This window comes from uncultured Maribacter sp. (genome assembly GCF_947500985.1).
Taxonomy (GTDB): domain Bacteria; phylum Bacteroidota; class Bacteroidia; order Flavobacteriales; family Flavobacteriaceae; genus Maribacter.
The window spans coordinates 1-18,802 of the sequence record NZ_CANMTX010000006.1 but is presented as its reverse complement, the minus strand read 5'-3'; the positions used below and the strand labels follow the sequence as shown (position 1 = coordinate 18,802).

The following is an 18,802-nucleotide window of genomic DNA, read 5'->3' as shown; positions in this document are numbered from 1 at the left end:
GACAAAGGGCAATAGCGGTAAAAAAAAGGTATAAGTTTCGGTTATTGTTTTTATTCCCTTTTAAATACAGCGATCTTATAATTTAGAACTACCAATTTTATTAAAAAGGAATTAAATTTGTAACACATGATGAACAAATTACGTGTAACATTTTTAGGAACGGGAACTTCTCAAGGTATTCCGATAATTGGAAGTACGCATCCGGTTTGTTTGAGTGATAACCCAAAGGATAAAAGACTGCGGGTGTCAGTTTTACTTTCTTGGGATGATTATAACTATGTTATTGATTGCGGTCCAGATTTTCGTCAGCAAATGCTTACCCATAATGTTAGACATCTTGATGGTATCATATACACTCATGAACATTCTGATCATACTGCTGGTTTAGATGATATCCGTCCTTTTTTCTTTAGACAAGGTAATATTCCTATTTATGCTCATAAAAGAGTAGTGGAGTCTTTAAAAACCCGTTTTGCCTATATATTTCAGGAAAAGAACAAATATCCTGGCGCACCAACAGTTGATATCAATCTAGTAAATAATAACGAGCCATTTAAGATTGGTAATAGCGAGGTTACGCCTATTAATGTCTTGCATAACGAACTTCAGGTCTTTGGCTTCAGATTGGGAGATTTTACGTATCTCACAGATGTAAAATCGATTGAACCGAAAGAAGTAGAGAAAATAAAAGGCTCTAAAGTTATTGTGGTTAATGCATTAAGACTAGAGCCCCATATTTCTCATTTTAACTTAGAAGAGGCACTTGCTTTTATAAAAGAAGTTAACCCAGATAAAGCATACTTAACACATATTAGCCACTTACTTGGTTTTCACGAAGAAGTAGAAAAAATACTGCCAAAAAATGTACATTTGGCATTCGATAATCTAACAATCACTATTTAACTATGAAGAGCAAAATATACCTTTACTTATTTCTATTTGTATCCTTAATCTGTTTATACCTAGTGGTTAGCAGTGGTAATATGACCAAAGCTAATGCTGAAACAATTACAAGGTTAGAAAGTAAGGTTGAAAATTTGAAAGACTCTGTTCAAAGATCTTCTTTGAAGGTGCTTGATATGCAGTATTTCTCTTTAGAGAACAATGACGATGCACTTGCATATTTCGAGCATTTAAATTTGAACGATCCTGCAGCTTATGTTGCCGATAAATTATTGGAAACCAATGCTCAAAAAGGTGACAATCCTTTAGTTCCCTATGAAGGAATGCAGAACGATTTTAAAATTAATAAAATCAAAGTATTAAATCATAAATGGATACTTACCGACTTTTCTGATGGTAAATATTGGGGTGAGCTATTGATCAAGTATGAATTAAAAGATGATCTAGGTGTAGATTTCACCTTAATTGATCACTTATTATATACCCAAAGCAACTAGATTTTATCTGAAATCCATTTTTTAAGAGAATAGAAGTTCTGCGGTGCAATACCATGACCTGCAGGAAATTCTTCATAGACATGTTTTATACCTAAGGTTGTCAATAACTCGGGTGCTTTTCTTGCCCAATCTACCGGTATCACTTGATCCATATCGCCATGGGAGCAATAGAAATTAAGGTTGTCAAAATTATTATCCTTATAAGAATCAATTAATATATCTTCATTAATATATCCGCTTAAAGCGATGATATTCTTTACTTTGTCAGGATATGATAAGGCTACTGCATAACTTAGAATGGTACCTTGACTGAAGCCTAAAAGGTTGACATTATTTTCATCTAACCCATAAGTAGAACAGGCTTCATCAATGAAATTTTTGATTTTGTCACGAGATTCAATAGCTTGATCATCATCGCTCCATTTTCCTTTTTCATCATCAAAATTAATAGCGTACCATGCATAACCATAAGGCTGTAAAATATAAGGAGCACGAACGGCTATTATACATAATTCTTCTGGTAATTCTGGTGCGAAAGAAAATAAATCTTCTTCATTACTACCGTAACCATGCAGCATAAAAAGTACAGGTGGTTTTTTATCGGTTAAGCTAGAAGGTCTAATAATGTGTTCTAAAGATAGGGGAGCTGTTGTCATTATATTATTTTATAAAAGTGAACCATTTTTGAAAGTAAGGTCCCAAAACGGGAACCGCTTGTTCTTTGTTAGCCAATAGGCCTAAAAATGCGTAAAACCAAAGTACGATATAGAATATATAAAGTCCATAAAAGCCATACTCATTACCCCATTGTGCATTTAATATGGCAAAAGCAAGAAAGACAATATGAAGTCCGAAAGCCTGTCTTGTATGAAAACGAGCAAAATTGTGTTTGGGATCGGCATTCATACTAATCGCAATTAGTGCTCCTACAATTGTAAGGTAGGCCACAATGGCGGTTTTTTTTCCGGGTATTTCGGGAACTTTCTCCATGTTACTTATTTAATACTAATTGATTATTTGCAATAGACCCAATTACTTTACCTTTCATTGGTTTGCCGATTGCGATGGAGTTTTTACTTGAGCTAAAGATCTGATCTTCTGAAAATTCATAAGCGTCATCTGTAGTAAAAAGAGAAAGGTTTGCTGGTTGCCCAACTTTTAATTCTGGCTCTTTCATTCCGAAAACTGATCTTCCTTTTGTAAGCAGTTCAATGGAGTCTTCAACACCTAATAGTTCGTTCAACATACCGAAGGTACTTTCTAGACCTATGGTGCCAAAATCAGCATTGTCAAATTCCACATGCTTCAATTCTACATTCAATGGTGTGTGATCAGATGTTACAAAATCTATAGTGCCATTTTTCACTCCTTTTTGAAGTGCTTTTATATCTGCTGCCGTTCTCAGTGGCGGCATTACTTTATATTGAGTGTCAAAATCTTCTAAGGCACTATCGGTAATAACAAGGTTGTGAGCAGCTACACTACAAAAAACCTGTAATCCTTTTTTCTTGGCATCGCCTATCAGTTTTACAGAACTTGCTGTAGAAATGGTTGGTATAAATAATTTACCGCCGGTATATTCCAAGATAAATAAATCTCTCGCTATCTGTAATTCTTCCGCTAAGGTGGGTATCCCTTTTAAGCCTAATTTGGTGCTGGTAATACCTTCATTTACAATTCCTTTTCCAGATATGCTTTTATCCAACGGAAAAGAAAATACGAGTCCGTCAAAATTCTGAGCGTACTGCAATGCAATTTTTAATAGGTTGGCATTTTCCATCGGGTGCTTGTAGTCATAAAAGCCTAATGCACCTGCATTCTTCATGTCATAAAGCTCTGCGAGTATTTCGCCATCACCTTTAACAGTTAGGTTGCCTAAAGGGTGCAAACCTGTTAATTGATCTTTGGCTGCACTCTTTAAATACACAATATCAGAAGCTGAATCTGGTTTAGGATAGCTACTTGTATTTAAGATGACATCTGTAAATCCGCTTTTGGCAGCGGTTAACAATCCGTTTTCAATAGTTTCTCTCTCTTCATACCCAGGCTCACCAAAACTAACGCCGCTATCAAACCATCCTAAAGAAACATGTAAGTTCTTTATATTGATAACCTTTGTTTTACCACTTGGTTCAATAGTAGTTTCAATGGCATCAATAACTCCGTTTTTAATAAGAATATCCCTTTTCTTTAAATGAAGACTCTTTGCGTTTCCATTTACTACCGTAACTGATTTTAAAAGTATATTCATAGGGTTGTGGCTGATTCGTTACTAGTTTATTTTAAGAATCTTTGAAGTAGCGTTTCTATTAAAACAAATGCCAATGCTAAAATAGCAAACCATTTCCAAAACTCGTTTATGGTATTGTTTTTTTGACTTTCTAAAAAGAAATTTGAGAGTGATGTATCGCTGTTATTTTCTGGTAAAGGAGTGTAAATTAATGCACTCTCTTTTCTGTTATTATTAAAACTGATGTGTCTAATATTTTTCTCATTGTACATAATTTTATAGATGCCAGCTTCTTTAGGGTTCTCTATAAAATTGACCTGTACTTTTTTGGGTAGTACTCGCTGTTGCGGTATAAACTCATTGGTTTCGTTGGCGATTTTAATGATATCATCTTGTTGTAGGGTAATCGGTAATTCTATTTCAACGTCAGTGCTAATAGTTGCATACAGTGGCGGTAGCTTTAAACTGTTCATACCCATATTGTAGAAGGCAGGTACTATTAAGGGTGAATTTTTAAAATTTGAATTATCGCTACTGATTGCTGCTGTAAAAAAATAGCCATTTTTATTACCTATTAAAAATGGTTCTTTATTTTGAAAAGAAAGTGCTGTTGGTGCTTTGGAGTTTATTTTAAAATATTTTTTTACAGTTGGAAATTGAAAATCGTTAACCTTCTTATCAAACACATTCATAAACAATGGATGTGCTGTCTTTACATCTGAAATTGCAATCTCTTGTGATACTGCGTTTAAGTATTTGCTATTAAAATATGCGGATGCTAATTCGTTATAAGAAGCTATGTCACCATCAATTGACGGAATTAAAACAAAACTACCGCCATTAGCGCTCAATGATTTAAGCGCTGTAATAAGTGAGCTAGGTATTTTTTGAATCTCGTTTAGTATCACCAAATCTTGATTCTCTATAGTACTATAGTTTAATCTTTCTAAAGTACTTGCAATAAAGTCAAAATCATCTTCGGTATAAATACGAGATAAAAAGTTTGCCGAAGAACTGCCAATTGCCAATACCTTAATTTTTGATTTCTTGTCAATGTTAAAGAAGAATTGATTGTCATAATCCAAGCCGGTATCTGTGATGGTTACCTTTCCTAAAACCATATCGTTGGCGTTGATGGTAAACGCGACTTCAGCGGTACCACTAGTATCAAATTTTGCTGATGTTTTAGCGATTAGGTTGTTATCGTTGAATAAAGAAACAGGTATAGTTTCATCTTTAGCATTGGTAGACAGTTGGGCTACCAATGTTATATTGTCATTAGAACGTTCGGCAATAAAAACAGAATCAATAGACGTATTAGTAATTGATGCGTTAGATGGTTTTATGTACTGAATATTGATATTTTTTGTAGAATCAGCCTTGCTAAGGTCTCCCATACGTTGCTGGAAATCTGAAATAACCACTAGGTTTTTTTGAGAAGCAGCATTATCGCTGAAATAGGTATTTCCTTTTAAAATAATTTCGGCAACACCCAATTGGTCGGCAGCCACGGTAAGATTCAATAACTCGTTTTGAATATCTTTTACTTCAACATCTTTAAACACCTGCTTGTTGGTGAATAAGGTAAACTGTTGGTCGTTGGGTATATATTTTATGAAATCTTGTATCGTATTTTTTAAGAGATTGCCGTTTTCAATTTGCCCATTCATACTAAAAGAATCGTCTAGGTAGAAAACAGTTTCTTTTTCTTGAAGTGCTGCATTGTTGGCAATAAACGGCTGAGCAAATGCTATTACTAAAGCTGCTAATAATCCCATTCTAGTAAAAAGTAATAACCACTTTTTTAATGTGCTGCTTTTTCTAGATTCAGAAACTACTTGTTTTAAGAACTTTACGTTGGTAAAGGGTGTTTTCTTAAATCGGCGTAATTGAAAAAGATGAATAATGATAGGAATGAGTAGTAGTAAAAGACCCCAAAGAAGTTCTGGATATTTAAATTGCATTCCTGATTTTGCTTATGCCAAAGATAATTATTTTGAAATTAGAAGCCTGTGAGAATGCAACTATTATTTTTATGAAGATTTGTTAGCAAAACAAAAAATAATCTACAGCGGGTTTTAAATTCAATTCCTTAAGAAAAGAGTTGATGCTTATCTGGTCTTCTTCATTGGCTACGGTAACAATACACTTAATTTTTTCTGTATTTTGAAGAACTGAGTAGTGTTCAAGTCGTACGCCATAAATATCTTTACCTATTTTCTTTTCATTATCGCAAACCCAATGAAAGGGAATATTCTTTTCTACGAGCGAGTTGGCAATAGTTTTTCCCTTTTTACCAGCGCCCCAAACCACTAAATTGTCATTTGATTTGAATTCTAATTTTAAAAAGTAATGCAGTTTTATATCTAAAAAGTAATTCTGTGCATAGTGTTCGCTAGTTCGCGATGTTCTGTTATAGTAATCTCGCCAATAGTGCAGGGTAGTGGAGTAGGGTATACATTTTAAACCGTATTCATAAAATCGAAAAGCAAGGTCGTAATCTTCAGGATAACGGTTTGGCGTAAACGCTCCGCATTTGTCAAAGTCTTCTTTATGTACCATCCAACAGGGCGATGGTATTACGCACTCTTTATATATCTCTTTAAAATTTTCTCCGGTAGCGGTAAGCTTGTTGAGCCATTTCTCATAGCGATCGTAACCATCGTTTACGCCCGCTTTAGAAAAATACTTCACCTTTCCAACTGCGAGAGTTCCTAGACCTTCATTTAATAAAGAATCGACCATTACTTTAATGCGGTCTTCGGTCATATGGTCATCGGCATCCATTCTTGATATAAAATTGCCGCTGCTATGTCTGTATGCTTTTCTAAGGGCTGTTATGATGCCTGATTTTTCATTAGAGAATATTTTAAACCGATTATCTTCAGCAGCAAATCGGTTTGCAATTTGTAAGCTGTTGTCACTAGAATTATCGTTTACTGCAATGACTTCCCAATTTTTATAGGTCTGATTTTGGATGGATTTCAGACATTCTTCAAAATAATCTTTAACATTCTTAAACGGAATCAATATGCTTACTAGCGAATTTACCATTGCGGCAAGGTAATAAATAACTGAATTTCAACCTTTTCATTTCCTTTGAAAAGTATAGAAATAAATGAGTTGAAAAATAATTAAGAAAAGGCTTTAATAGATAAGAAATCCTTTATATATTTGCACCCGCATTCAGGGAATACCTGATGAGGCACTCAGGAGAAATGGCAGAGTGGTCGAATGCGGCAGTCTTGAAAACTGTTGAGGGTCACACCTCCGGGGGTTCGAATCCCTCTTTCTCCGCTTAGAGCAAAGCTCAATATCTTTTGATATTGAGCTTTTTTCTTTTACGACATGTTGAAAACATAGTTTTCATAAATGGAGTGAAAGAAAAAAGACCTAAAATTGTTTTTGCAATTTGAGCTTTATTATCAGGTTCTGAGGTTGAGGGATGCATATTGTGAATGCCTGTTTGTGATATTAAGTATTCTTTATATAAAAAATGCTATCCTCAAAAATTGCTTAATAAGCTAATTTCTCTCTTTAGTATTAAGTCTTTCTTATTTAAGTATAATTCAGTTTTTAATCTATTGGAAAGCCAGTGGTTTTAATTTTGTTTAATATATTTTCCATTTAATTAAACAAATTTGTAATTTTATCCCTTATTAAGAAATTATACTTTTTAAAAGTTTTCAAATTATTTAAAAAGAAAACAGACAAATAAAATTTACAGGTAAAGTCCATGGATATTAAATCATTCAATAGTGTAGAATTAGATCGTATTATAGAGATGGCTTGGGAAGATAGAACACCTTTTGAGGCCATATTGTTTCAGTTTGACTTACCTGAAAAAGATGTTATCAAAGTAATGCGCGGCAATCTAAAAGAGTCTAGTTTTAAACGATGGCGTAAAAGGGTTAATAGTGGTACAAGTCAAAAGCATTTAAAAAAGCGTAGTTCAGAAATCTCACGATTTAAATGTTCACGGCAAAGAGCTATTTCGGGTAATAGAATAAGTAAGCGTTAAATTTATTTAATAGGTTCTTAAACTAGTATTTCAATTAGCTATTAGATTCTTATAACTATTAATTGTCGCTACATATTTAAGGTGTACAAAAAATAGGATGTAGCTATTTCTTCTTAAGTAAATAAAAATTAAATTAATCTTGCGCAAAACAAAACTGAACATTGTATGGTTGAAACGTGATTTACGCTCACAAGATCATGAACCTTTACTTCATGCAGAAAGAGCAGGTATTCCATATATAATTATCTATCTATTTGAACCATCTCTAATTCAATACCCAGATACAAGTTTAAGGCATTTACAATTTATTTATAAATCTATCTTAGCTTTAAATTTAACCTTAAAGCCATATAATAGAAGTGTTACGCTCTTTTATGGTGAAGTCGAAAGTGTTCTAGAATACCTTAACAATCATTTTGAAGTTAATTCACTTTTTAGCTATTGCGAAAGTGGAATCAAATTATCATGGCAGCGAGATAAAAAAGTAAAAGAAATTTGTAGTAAATACAGTGTAATTTGGCACGAATTTCAACGTGACGGTATTTTAAGGGGTATTAAAAATAGAGAGGATTGGAGTAAACAATGGCACTTGAAAATGCATCAACCTATAATTAGAAATAAGTATTCGGTATCTGATTTAGAGCTATTAAAACATCCCTTTTTATTACCAGAAGAGTTTAAAACTAATTTAGAAAAAACCAATAGTAATTTTCAACCTGGAGGCGAACAGAATGCTTTACGATATTTAAAATCTTTTGCAAGTACAAGGGGTAGTAATTATCAGAAACATATTTCTAAACCAACAGAAAGTAGAAAAGGGTGTAGCAGATTATCGCCATATTTAGCCTGGGGAAATATAAGTGTAAAACAAGCATTTCAATTTATAGGTACCCACCCGAACGGAACAAAAAATAATCAAGCATTTTCAGCCATGTTAACTAGATTATTTTGGCACTGCCATTTTATTCAAAAATTTGAGGTAGAATGTAGCTATGAAACAGCGTGTATCAATAATGGTTATGAACTTTTAAAGCATAAAAAAAATGATTCCTTTATTAAAGCATGGAAGTTAGGGGTAACAGGTTATCCTTTAATTGATGCTTGTATGCGAGCTGTAGAACAGACTGGGTGGATAAATTTTAGAATGAGGGCAATGGTAGTTTCATTTTTTACACTTAACCTAGATCAAGATTGGAGAGAAGGCACCTATCATTTGGCTAGACTATTTTTAGACTATGAACCAGGTATTCATTATCCTCAATTTCAAATGCAGGCCGGTACAACTGGCATTAATACAGTACGTTTATATAATCCGGTAAAGAACTCTCAAGAACATGATGCTGAAGGTGTTTTTATAAAAAAGTGGGTTCCAGAACTTGCAAACGTTCCAATTGTGCACATTCATGAACCATGGAAAATGACAGTTTTAGAACAATCGTTCTGTGAAGTTATAATTGGCGAAGATTATCCATTACCAATTGTAGATTTACAAGAAAGTGCACGGGTTGCAAGAGAAAAAATTTGGGAACATAAAAACCATCCTGCCGTTCAAAAAGAAAAATACCGTCTGCTGAAAACTCATGTAAATAATTCAAAGACCGATTTAAGGTGAAAATGCATAATATTGACAGACTTTTGCCGTAATTAAGTTTTAAATTTTGTTTATTAATTTTACACTTTTTACATTCTAAATAAATAGGCATTCTATAAAAAGTATAACCGTCCAAAGTATAGTTCTTGACCAATTCTTTTGAACTAGTGATAAGAGTACTTTATCGTCAAATTGATTAATGGTAATACGGTTGTGTAGTGGTACAAATTGTAACATTGTAATCACCCAAACAAAGATTATTAAAATTAGTTTTAGTAACTGATAGGGTTCGGTTTCTGTAATATAATGGTATATCGATAGTGTTAATTGAACAACCATCAACGGACCAACGATATAGGCAATTAACCTAGTATATTTTTTATGCCATAAGACTAGGTTCTTATGATTGTAAAACGTATAACTCGGATAAATGATTAATTGCACTATCCAAATGAGTACTACTAATCCGAAATCAATAAGTATACCTAGTAGATTAATTGACATTATAAATGCTTGATAATTTTTGAACTAAAAGGTTTCGTTATGGAATAAAAATAATCAACTAAGTTCCCTTCTTTGTTTATCAAGTATTTTTGAAAATTCCACCTTACAGTAGAATTGGTTTTACCATTCTGTTCTTTATCAGTCAACCATTGATATAATGGGTGCTGTTTGCTACCTTTTACATCTATTTTTTCTGTGAGTAAAAAATTTACGCCATAATTACGCTCACAAAAAGTTTTAATTTGAGAACTATCACCAGACTCTTGTCCTCCAAATTGATTACAGGGGACTCCTATGATGGTTAGATTTTTATTGGTATCACTTAGTTTTTGTAAATCTTTATATTGATTGGTGAAGCCACATTCTGAAGCCACATTTACAAATAGAATATAGTTGCCAATAAATTTAGAAAGGTCAATCGATTTGCCCTCAAGAGAATTTATTTTTATGTCGTAGATAGAAGTTTTGGCTATTATGTTTTTTTCGATGGGAGCGGTTTTTGCTTTTTCTATTTTTTCATTGACTTAATTTTAAAAGAAATTATCGGATACTAAGTGCCCTATTAGTTGTGCTGAGAATAGCTAGTATTCATGAATTTTAAAATAACAGTATTTACTATTTTTGAATTTCCCAATTAACATTGATAAACTCTTCTTGAACATGAACTAAGCATTTTAATGCAAAAATATATCAATAAATAAGTTACTATTCCTTTTATACTTTTTAACTTTTTTTTAAAAGCATATAACTTAATGCCATTCTTTTAAGAATGGTATTAAGTTATATGCTATATCAGTTCATCTGTTCAGTTTACGCTAATTATTTATGTAAAAGCTTTTTCTCTGCACTTGCCACTATAGTTCTAAGTTCGAGTAAGCTTTTTTAATTTAAATAATTTTGTAATTCTGCAATCTTACTTGATGTATTAAATACACCTCCATAAAAAGAAGTTACTGTAGCAGAAGTATCATCTTTAATACCACGTGACGAGACACATAAATGCTTAGCGTCTATTATTACGGCTACATCTTCAGTTTCTAAAATTTGTCTTAGCTCAGCAGCGATTTGATTTGTTAATCTCTCTTGTACTTGTGGTCTCTTGGCATAATATTGAACAATTCTATTAAGCTTTGAAAGTCCGATTACCTTACCAGAAGAAATATATGCGATATGGGCTTTACCTATAATCGGTACAAAGTGGTGCTCACAGTTCGAATAAAAGGTTATATTTTTTTCTACCAGCATTTGATTGTACTGATATTTATTATCAAATAAGGCTACTTTAGGTTTATTGGCAGGGTTTAAACCTGAAAAGATTTCATCTATATACATCTTAGCAACACGATTAGGTGTTCCTTTCAAAGAATCGTCTTGAAGATCTAGTCCCATAACATCCATTATTTGTGAGAATAAATCTGCTATTTTATCCTATTTTTCTTCGTCAGATATTTTAAATGCATCTGATTTCATAGGAGTTTCAAGACCTGTGTAAATATGATCATCACCGATTTCCTCTTCTGAAAATCCATTTAATTTGTTTTCTTTAATAAGGGTATTCAACATAGTTTCTTGGTGTTTCATAGAGTTTAATCTTTAACTCTAAATTTGGTTCAATCTCAGTTTTTAAAATATCGTAAATAACTATTGCTATATTTTCAACAGTCGGGTTAAGGGTTTTAAATTCTTCAGTGTCTAGATTTAGATTTTTATGGTCAAATCGATCTAAAACTTTTTCTTCAATTAAATCAGATAAAACTTTGGTATCTATCACGTAACCTGTATCCTTATTACAAAACCCAATTACTTTTACTTCAAGTTCGTAGTTGTGTCCATGATAATTTGGGTTGTTACATTTTCCGAAAACTTCTTTGTTTTTTTCATCGCTCCAATTTGCATTGTGCAATCTATGTGCTGCATTAAAATGTTCACATCTTACTAAGGCTAGTTTATTCATTTTTTAAAGAAAAGTTTTTTAAAAATTTAATGTGATAAAGGTATTTAATTTTGTTTAAGTAATTGTGTTAAATATTAAACAAAATTTATATTTATTGCAACGTATGAAGGTTGGGTGATGTTCGAAGCCAAATTTTTGATACCATCTTTGTGGGTTGAAAACATAGTATTGATTAATGAAGTGAAGAAAACAAGATTAGAATTGTTTTAAAAATTTGGACTTTATTGTAGATTGTAGAGATAGAGGGATGTACAAAGTGAATTCTTTTTAGCTCTTTAATATCCAAAATAAAAACTCATTTAATCTTCAAGGCTATATTCCACGCAACAAAATTTTACCACTATTATATTATATTTAGCATATCAAAAGTAACATGCGCCTTATATTTGCTGCTGTTAAAACAACTTCTCTTAGATAGACTATGACAAAAGCCAAAATTCATGATAGGGAAAAAGAACGCCTTGCACTTCTTAATTCATATTCCATTTTAGACACATTGCCTGAAAAAGATTATGATAACCTTACCAAACTAGCGGCTGAAATTTGTCAGACACCAATTTCATTAATTACACTTTTAGATGATAAAAGACAGTGGTTTAAATCTAATTACGGTCTAGGAGTTTCTGAAACACCTATTGAAGATGCCTTTTGTGCGCATGCTATTACGGGTAGTGACCCCATTTTTACGACTGAAGATGCTCGTGAAGATGAACGTTTTCATGATAACCCTTTAGTAACGGGTGATCCTAATATAGTTTTTTATGCTGGTATTCCTCTAAAGAATGCAAGTGGTTTGCCTTTAGGTACCTTGTGTGTTATTGATAACAAGCCTAGAAAATTAACAGATAGTCAAAAAGAATCTCTGAATATTTTGTCTGAACAAGTTATTAACTTGTTGGAGCTTAGAAAGAATAAATTAGAGCTTGAAAGGGCACATAAAAAGTTGAAGAAATTCTCTAAAAAATTAGAGAAAAAAGTTTTTCAACGTACCAATCAATTAGAAATCAAGACTATAAAGTTAGAGTTGATGATAAATGATTTGGCTTCATTCAACCATATTTGTAGTCACGATTTGCAAGAACCGCTGCGTAAAATACAAATGTTCATTTCTCAAATTAGTGATAATGAGTTTCATAATTTATCTACTGCAGGTAAACATAAATTAGAACGAATTGATTTATCTGCGGCTCGTATGCGTAATCTAATTCAAGATTTACTAGTTTATGGAGGAACCGAAACAATAGATAACAGTTTAACAACGGTCTCTTTAAAAAAGTTGGTTTTAGATGTAAAAGATGTATTAAGTGAAGAGTTAAAGGAACATAAAACAGCACTTAAAATTTCAAAAGATTGTGATGTTACGGTTAGACCAATACAGTTTAAGCAGTTGTTATTTAATCTATTTACAAACGCTATTAAGTTTACCAAAAACGAAGAGAAGCCTGTAATTAAAGTATCAGGTAAAGTTGTGCAAGGTGAAGATTATCCTCTTTTACAATTAAATTACGACAAGCAATATTCTCATATTATTGTAACTGACAATGGTATTGGTTTTGACCAGAAATATGAAAGTAAGGTTTTTAAGATTTTTCAACGATTACATAGCGACGAAGAATATCAAGGCACCGGAATAGGACTCGCCATTGTAAAACGCATTGTTACTACACATAACGGACATATTACTGTGGAAAGTTCGCTTGGTAATGGTGCAGTTTTTGAACTATTTATTCCCCTTGCAGTTAAAGCGATTTAAAGTATTCTTTTACTTCTTTTATATGTTTTTCTTTAGATGCGGTGCTCAACCAACTCGCTTCAAAACCATTGATAGCCAGTTGCTCTATTTGTGCTAAGCTTAAATTAAGCGCTTTCGCAGTTTGGTAGTAGTTCTCGTTCATATAGCCACCAAAATAGGCAGGGTCGTCTGAGTGTATAGTAGCCACAATTCCCTTATTAAGCATTTTAGCAACGGGATGTTCTTCCATTTTCTGTATCACTTTTAGGGCTACATTACTGGTAGGGCATAAGGTTAAAGCAATTTTGTCATCAACCAATCTTTTAACCAAAGCTTCGTCCGTTAAACAACGATTACCATGGTCTATACGTTCTACGTTTAAAATATCTAAAGCTTCCCAGATGTAATCTGCCGGACCTTCTTCCCCTGCATGAGCAACAAGTTTATACCCTTGTGCAGCAGACGCTTTAAATACTTTTTCAAATTTACTTGGCGGATTTCCCATTTCTGAGGAATCTAATCCAACGCCATCGATAATGTCTTTAAACGGTAACGATTCTTCTAAGGTTTTAAAAGCGTCTTCTTCACTCAAATGACGCAAATAGCTCATGATGAGTTTGTAAGATATATTTAATTCATTTTTTCCTTTTTCTAAAGCGCGGTGAATTCCTTTTATCACAACATCAAAAGCTACACCTCTTTCGGTATGTGTCTGTGGGTCAAAAAACACCTCTACGTGTTTTACATTTTCACTGTGTACTTTGGTTAAATATGCCCAGGTTAGATCAAAGAAATCTTGCTCATGTAACAGTACTTGCGCACCTGCATAATAGATATCTAAAAACTCTTGAAGGTTATTGAATTTGTATGCTTCTTTAACCGATTCAATAGATTCGTATGGTAACGTAATGTTGTTTCTCTTTGCAATCTCGAACATTAATTCTGGTTCAAAACTCCCTTCTAAATGTAAGTGAAGTTCTGTTTTTGGAATGCCTTGAATTATTCTCTGTAGTTCTGATGATTGCATATTATTGATTTTTAAAAATAGGTAAGCCTTTGACTTTATTAAATGTTATTATTTATAGAATATACCAAATATAAGAGTAGTAAAAAGTAGTTAACCTTACAATACGTACTTATTAAATATATCTTCGAGCTCTTTTTCTGGGTCGATACTGAGTCCAGATCGGGTAGTAGAGCTTTGTATGACTGTACTTCTGCATGCTGTTAACCAACCAAATCTATCAGGTAAATCTAACTTTCCTATTGGTCCGCCAGCTTCCTTTCCTTCGCAAATCAATTTCCAGGCTTTTAGATAATCATTTAGTATTTCATATTCTATTTCCGGCGAAAATGCTTTTAATTTATCCTCATTAATATCATATTTAATATCTAAAAATTTTGTTCGTTTACAGAATAAAATAACTCCGACATTAAAGAACTCTTCTCGTTCTACTTTGGGTACGATCCTAACTATCGCAAATTTGAAGGTATGTCTATCTTGCATCTTCCGCTTCTTTAACTAAAACATCGATTATAGACAGCTTAGTGGTTATAAATTTAATATAGGCTGCTCTTTTCTCATCTGCGTTTAATATATCAGATTCGCTCGTCAACCAATCTTTAGGTATGTTATTTACAATCTCTGTTATTTTATCTAGTGTGATTAATTTTTGAATTTCTGCAGCAGCTTCTTCTAGGGCAGTGGCTTGTTGTAAAAGCACATGGTCTTTTATAAACGGAAATGTTCTGGTAAGGTGACTCGCCCAAGTTTCCCAATTATGGTGAAAGTAGAAACTTGCTCCGTTATCTATCACCCATAATTCATTATGCCAATATAATAGATTTGCATTTTTAGCCGTACGGTCAATATTGCTTATTAAACTATCTAAGACCACAACCTTTGAAGCTGTCATGGCATCTGCCGTAGAAATTAAAGGATCGAAAGTTATAGCGCCAGATAAAAAGTGTAAACCAAGGTTTAGCCCTACGCTAAACTTCAATAAATCTTGAATTTCTTCATCGGGTTCGGTCTGTCTAAAAGAATCTTCTAAGTTCATAAATACCAACTCAGGTACTTTTAAACCGATTGTACGCGCCAATTCGCCACCAATGAATTCAGAGATAAGTGATTTTTCACCTTGTCCAGAGCCTCTAAACTTCAGTACATACAAAAAATCATCATCAGCTTTTACAATAGCAGGCATAGAGCCGCCCTCTCGCAAGGGCTGTAAATATTGAATAACATCTACTGTTCTAATATCAAGTGTATTCATACTGCTAAGATATAGTTTGTAGTGATATCTATACTCTTGCCTATCTAAATAACATCTATAACTTTTTCTAAAATATAATGCGTGCCGCCAACAATTACAGCCATTAAAGAAATAATTACTAAACGAAAAAGAGCTGCTTTGCTATTGTCTTTGAGTTTGTTGTTCAAATAAAAAACATCTAGTAGAATGAATATAAGTGCTATTATAAGCCCAACGGTTGAACCAACTTGTACTAAAGCCCATTCATATATCATACTTGTAAACGAGAATTTTTCATCGTCAGATTTTGGTGGCGCACCCAAAACTATGCGCATGTGCAGAAACCCTAAAAGTATAGCTACAATAAACCAGCCGAGGTAATTTAGTATTCGTTTTACCATATATGGTTAACGTTTTTTGACTCGCTTTGTATTACTCTACTTCATTTTCAAGTGGAGAAATCATTATATGTGCTCTGTGCGTACCAGGATTCATAATCCAAGGGTGATTGGGTGCAGACGGAGTTTCTGGTAGGCCAATTGATGCTGATGTTGCAAAAGGAGTGTATATCACATAACGAAGCTTTGCACCATCAACTTTAGAGGTTTCTACATCATAAGCTCCATTTGGCCCGTAGTAAATGTGTAATGCAGAACCGGGAGTAATTTTAATTTCACCAGATTTTACTTCAGCTTCTCTAATTGCGAAAATTTCATCTGCAGATTTGCCTTCGGCACGTAAAGCCCTACCTCTTGCCATAAATGCGTCTAAATCTTTATGGTAACAAGCAGCGTTGAAACCATCTTTCTTTGGGTCATCTGCAAGTACAATATATTCGCTATCACCTTCTTTTAAAGTTACAAACTCACCAGCCATATTATAACCAATTACTTTACTTGTAGCTCTACTTTCTGCAGGTGCTGCCATTAATGCCGTAGCAATAAGGTCTTCATCTGTTTCTATGGTTTTTAATTGCTTTTCAATTTTCGCAACGGCTTCTGTTGTTGTGTCTACATCTGTGCTTTCTGCAGATGTTGATTTAGATTTATCTGATGAATTACAAGAAACTAATAATGCAGCGAAAAGGAATGTAGAGAGTAGATATTTCATAGTTTATGGTTTTTAGTTTAAGCTTTTTTAATATTCAAAGGATTATAGAATACTTTTAAAATTACGCAATCCTTTTTTATAAAATATAACTGAATGTTTCAAAAGGGTAATTAAAACTCAACGTTGCGTATATTTTCTTCTGGTACGTATAAATTGATATCTAAAATCATCATAAAATAAACTACCCAATAAAATTAGTGCACCAACAATGAGTGCATTCAATTTTAAGTTGAGTTGCAGGTACAGAAATCCACCAATGATTCCGCCAAGAAAGAAGAAGCAAATTATGTAAAGACGGAGTTTAATAGTAGATTTTAATTTTTCTCTATTTGGGTGCCTTTCTGGAAAAAATAATTGTGACAACTCAATACCTAAATCTGTAAATAGTCCCGTTAAGTGTGTTGTTCTTACTACTGCATTTGAAATTCTTGTAACGAAAGAATTTTGGAGCCCCATAGCAAAGAGTAGCGCGCAGATAATTAAATCTGGATAAGTGATTTCAAAAGCATCACTATAAAGCGGTATGGCTATTAGAATTAGACATTCAATTATAGTAGGTAATACAAAAACATTTAATTTTTTATTCTTTCTAAATTTTTCAATCAGAAAGCTAGAGAAGAACGACCCAGAGAGAAAAGAAAAGATATATAAAAAATAAACAGTGCCTTTCCAGAATTCTAAATTAGCAACATCGTTCATGAAAAGTGCAAAATGCCCAGTAACATTGGTAGTTAGTTGGTTATAAGCCAAAAACCCCGTTACATTTACAATGCCCGCTACAAAAGATAAAATAGTGGCAATTTGCAGATTGTGCTTTAATTTTCTGCTTTTGCCTTGATGTCTAAACATTCCGTTTATAATTAAATCGGTACTAGAAAACGAGACTAATAGCAATAACTATATTCACTTCATGTACTAAAAGCGGAGAACTTTTAATGAAGTAATTGTACTAATCAGCAAGATTTCTGTGAATACAAAGGTAATTAAATCGAAAGTTAATTACTGTTGTTTTACTGTAAATCAACTTTTATCAATTCATTATAAACAAGTTAATATGACTTTACTGAAAATTTATTCTAAAACCCATCAAGAGCTGCAGATGAAGCTCCAAATAATGCAAGATTAGCAAAAACAAAAAGTAGTAGAATTATACCTATTAATGAGATGAATAAACCTATCATGGCAAGAGTTCTTGGCTTTTTAAAAACACCTATAAAAGAAAGTACTAGACCTAAAAACCATACAAACCAACCCAGAATGGGGATACAGCCTATAATTAGCGCTACAATAGACAATACAAAACCAGCGGTTCCAACTCCATTACTATTACTATTTTGATTAATTATAATGGTTTGACCATTGTTGTTTTGAGAGTCATTTTGTTGTGATTCACTCATGGTATTCAAGTAATTGTTGGTTGAGCTTAGTTTATTAACTAACCGTGGTTATTTTTTAGAATTATTCTACAGCCAAAATAGTAATTTCTTTTAGTAGAATTGTCTTACATGTTGTTGTAGTGTTAACGCTTAGGCCTTCTTAGCAAACGTATTATTTTTTTGCACGTTTTTCGTAATAATCAATACGTGCTTTATAATAGGATGAGTTACCGTTAATCTTAGTTAATGTTCCCCGATTTTTTTTATTTAATTTCAAGCGGTAGTAATTAGAATAATTAGGTGATGATGTGATAACTCCACAGGCATTATTAATGGAATTTGATATACAGATTATTGATTCGTAATTGCTAGGAATAAGTACTTCCAGCTTGGAATTTTTTTCCAATGAATATTTTTTCTCATTGATTGTAAAATCTAAACTCCCCTTTATTTCTCCACCAAAATCTCTAAGTAAAACAACTTTTTTTGAATCGATAGAATTTTTGTTTATTTCCAAAATCCTTTCCTTTAACGAAGCCTTTTTTGCATTATTGTAGGCTTCCCCTTATTAGGACACCTCTAAATTCGATAAATAATTATTATTTAGGTCAGGTTTGATGAAGAATTTA

Annotated in this window: 21 protein-coding genes, 1 tRNA gene and 1 pseudogene; 6 read left to right on the top strand and 17 right to left on the bottom strand. The window is 32.8% G+C overall.

Features of this window, described 5'->3' with window-relative positions:
• Positions 1-126 precede the first annotated feature (126 nt).
• Positions 127-903, top strand: coding sequence for an MBL fold metallo-hydrolase (locus Q0871_RS13750; RefSeq protein ID WP_299324841.1), 777 nt, complete (start codon positions 127-129; stop codon positions 901-903).
• 2 nt (positions 904-905) lie between these two features.
• The gene (locus Q0871_RS13745) at positions 906-1,400 is read left to right on the top strand and encodes a hydrolase (protein ID WP_299324839.1); all 495 of its coding nucleotides are present in this window, start codon (positions 906-908) and stop codon (positions 1,398-1,400) included.
• On the opposite strand, the gene Q0871_RS13740 is transcribed toward Q0871_RS13745, so the two are convergent.
• The 5 genes from Q0871_RS13740 to Q0871_RS13720 all read right to left on the bottom strand — a co-directional run bounded on the left by Q0871_RS13740 (position 1,397) and on the right by Q0871_RS13720 (position 6,684).
• Positions 1,397-2,056 carry an alpha/beta fold hydrolase gene (locus Q0871_RS13740; RefSeq protein WP_299324836.1) on the bottom strand — a complete coding sequence of 220 codons (660 nt, stop codon included), beginning with the start codon at positions 2,054-2,056 and terminating at the stop codon, positions 1,397-1,399. The genes Q0871_RS13745 and Q0871_RS13740 overlap by 4 nt on opposite strands.
• Before the next feature lie 4 nt (positions 2,057-2,060).
• The gene (locus Q0871_RS13735) at positions 2,061-2,390 is read right to left on the bottom strand and encodes a hypothetical protein (protein ID WP_299324833.1); all 330 of its coding nucleotides are present in this window, start codon (positions 2,388-2,390) and stop codon (positions 2,061-2,063) included.
• 1 nt (position 2,391) lies between these two features.
• Entirely contained in the window at positions 2,392-3,651 is a 1,260-nt protein-coding gene (locus Q0871_RS13730; RefSeq protein WP_299324830.1) for a dihydroorotase family protein, read from the bottom strand.
• 26 nt (positions 3,652-3,677) lie between these two features.
• Entirely contained in the window at positions 3,678-5,594 is a 1,917-nt protein-coding gene (locus Q0871_RS13725; protein WP_299324828.1) for a BatA domain-containing protein, read from the bottom strand.
• 82 nt (positions 5,595-5,676) lie between these two features.
• Positions 5,677-6,684 (bottom strand): glycosyltransferase family 2 protein, encoded by a 1,008-nt coding sequence (locus tag Q0871_RS13720; RefSeq protein ID WP_299324825.1) that lies wholly within the window; start codon positions 6,682-6,684, stop codon positions 5,677-5,679.
• Positions 6,685-6,842: 158 nt separating this feature from the next.
• Here Q0871_RS13720 and Q0871_RS13715 point away from each other — a divergent pair.
• The 3 genes from Q0871_RS13715 to Q0871_RS13705 all read left to right on the top strand — a co-directional run bounded on the left by Q0871_RS13715 (position 6,843) and on the right by Q0871_RS13705 (position 9,263).
• Positions 6,843-6,927: transfer RNA gene (locus tag Q0871_RS13715), tRNA-Ser, on the top strand.
• A gap of 439 nt (positions 6,928-7,366) precedes the next feature.
• The gene (locus Q0871_RS13710; RefSeq protein ID WP_282076008.1) at positions 7,367-7,651 is read left to right on the top strand and encodes a TIGR03643 family protein; all 285 of its coding nucleotides are present in this window, start codon (positions 7,367-7,369) and stop codon (positions 7,649-7,651) included.
• 139 nt (positions 7,652-7,790) lie between these two features.
• A complete protein-coding gene (locus Q0871_RS13705; protein ID WP_299324820.1) occupies positions 7,791-9,263 on the top strand; it encodes a cryptochrome/deoxyribodipyrimidine photo-lyase family protein in 1,473 nt (490 codons plus the stop codon).
• A 75-nt stretch (positions 9,264-9,338) separates the two neighbouring features.
• On the opposite strand, the gene Q0871_RS13700 is transcribed toward Q0871_RS13705, so the two are convergent.
• The 4 genes and pseudogenes from Q0871_RS13700 to Q0871_RS13685 form a co-directional block, all read right to left on the bottom strand.
• Complete coding sequence (locus Q0871_RS13700) at positions 9,339-9,746, bottom strand: hypothetical protein (protein WP_299324818.1); 408 nt, start codon at positions 9,744-9,746, stop codon at positions 9,339-9,341.
• Complete coding sequence (locus Q0871_RS13695) at positions 9,746-10,195, bottom strand: glutathione peroxidase (RefSeq protein WP_367275154.1); 450 nt, start codon at positions 10,193-10,195, stop codon at positions 9,746-9,748. Before Q0871_RS13695 ends, Q0871_RS13700 begins: the two co-directional genes overlap by 1 nt.
• Before the next feature lie 433 nt (positions 10,196-10,628).
• Positions 10,629-11,327, bottom strand: a pseudogene (gene folE / locus Q0871_RS13690) (GTP cyclohydrolase I FolE).
• On the bottom strand, positions 11,290-11,700 hold the full coding sequence (locus tag Q0871_RS13685) for a 6-carboxytetrahydropterin synthase (RefSeq protein WP_299324815.1): 411 nt from the start codon (positions 11,698-11,700) through the stop codon (positions 11,290-11,292). Before Q0871_RS13685 ends, folE begins: the two are co-directional and overlap by 38 nt.
• A gap of 421 nt (positions 11,701-12,121) precedes the next feature.
• Between Q0871_RS13685 and Q0871_RS13680 the strand changes: the two genes are divergently transcribed.
• Entirely contained in the window at positions 12,122-13,453 is a 1,332-nt protein-coding gene (locus tag Q0871_RS13680; RefSeq protein ID WP_299324812.1) for an ATP-binding protein, read from the top strand.
• On the opposite strand, the gene Q0871_RS13675 is transcribed toward Q0871_RS13680, so the two are convergent.
• The 8 genes from Q0871_RS13675 to Q0871_RS13640 form a co-directional block, all read right to left on the bottom strand.
• Complete coding sequence (locus Q0871_RS13675; RefSeq protein ID WP_299324810.1) at positions 13,440-14,459, bottom strand: adenosine deaminase; 1,020 nt, start codon at positions 14,457-14,459, stop codon at positions 13,440-13,442. The two genes, Q0871_RS13680 and Q0871_RS13675, sit on opposite strands and share 14 nt — an antisense overlap.
• Positions 14,460-14,555: 96 nt before the next feature.
• Entirely contained in the window at positions 14,556-14,939 is a 384-nt protein-coding gene (locus Q0871_RS13670; protein WP_299324808.1) for a DUF3037 domain-containing protein, read from the bottom strand.
• Positions 14,929-15,708, bottom strand: a complete 780-nt coding sequence (locus Q0871_RS13665) for a HipA family kinase (RefSeq protein ID WP_299324805.1) — start codon at positions 15,706-15,708, stop codon at positions 14,929-14,931. Before Q0871_RS13665 ends, Q0871_RS13670 begins: the two co-directional genes overlap by 11 nt.
• Positions 15,709-15,752: 44 nt before the next feature.
• Positions 15,753-16,022, bottom strand: a complete 270-nt coding sequence (locus Q0871_RS13660; RefSeq protein WP_299324802.1) for a hypothetical protein — start codon at positions 16,020-16,022, stop codon at positions 15,753-15,755.
• A 97-nt stretch (positions 16,023-16,119) separates the two neighbouring features.
• The gene (locus tag Q0871_RS13655; protein ID WP_299324799.1) at positions 16,120-16,797 is read right to left on the bottom strand and encodes a hypothetical protein; all 678 of its coding nucleotides are present in this window, start codon (positions 16,795-16,797) and stop codon (positions 16,120-16,122) included.
• 117 nt (positions 16,798-16,914) lie between these two features.
• On the bottom strand, positions 16,915-17,646 hold the full coding sequence (locus tag Q0871_RS13650; RefSeq protein ID WP_299324796.1) for a YoaK family protein: 732 nt from the start codon (positions 17,644-17,646) through the stop codon (positions 16,915-16,917).
• Between the two features lie 227 nt (positions 17,647-17,873).
• Complete coding sequence (locus tag Q0871_RS13645; protein ID WP_299324794.1) at positions 17,874-18,194, bottom strand: hypothetical protein; 321 nt, start codon at positions 18,192-18,194, stop codon at positions 17,874-17,876.
• 151 nt (positions 18,195-18,345) lie between these two features.
• On the bottom strand, positions 18,346-18,690 hold the full coding sequence (locus Q0871_RS13640) for a hypothetical protein (protein WP_299324793.1): 345 nt from the start codon (positions 18,688-18,690) through the stop codon (positions 18,346-18,348).
• Positions 18,691-18,802: the final 112 nt, after the last annotated feature.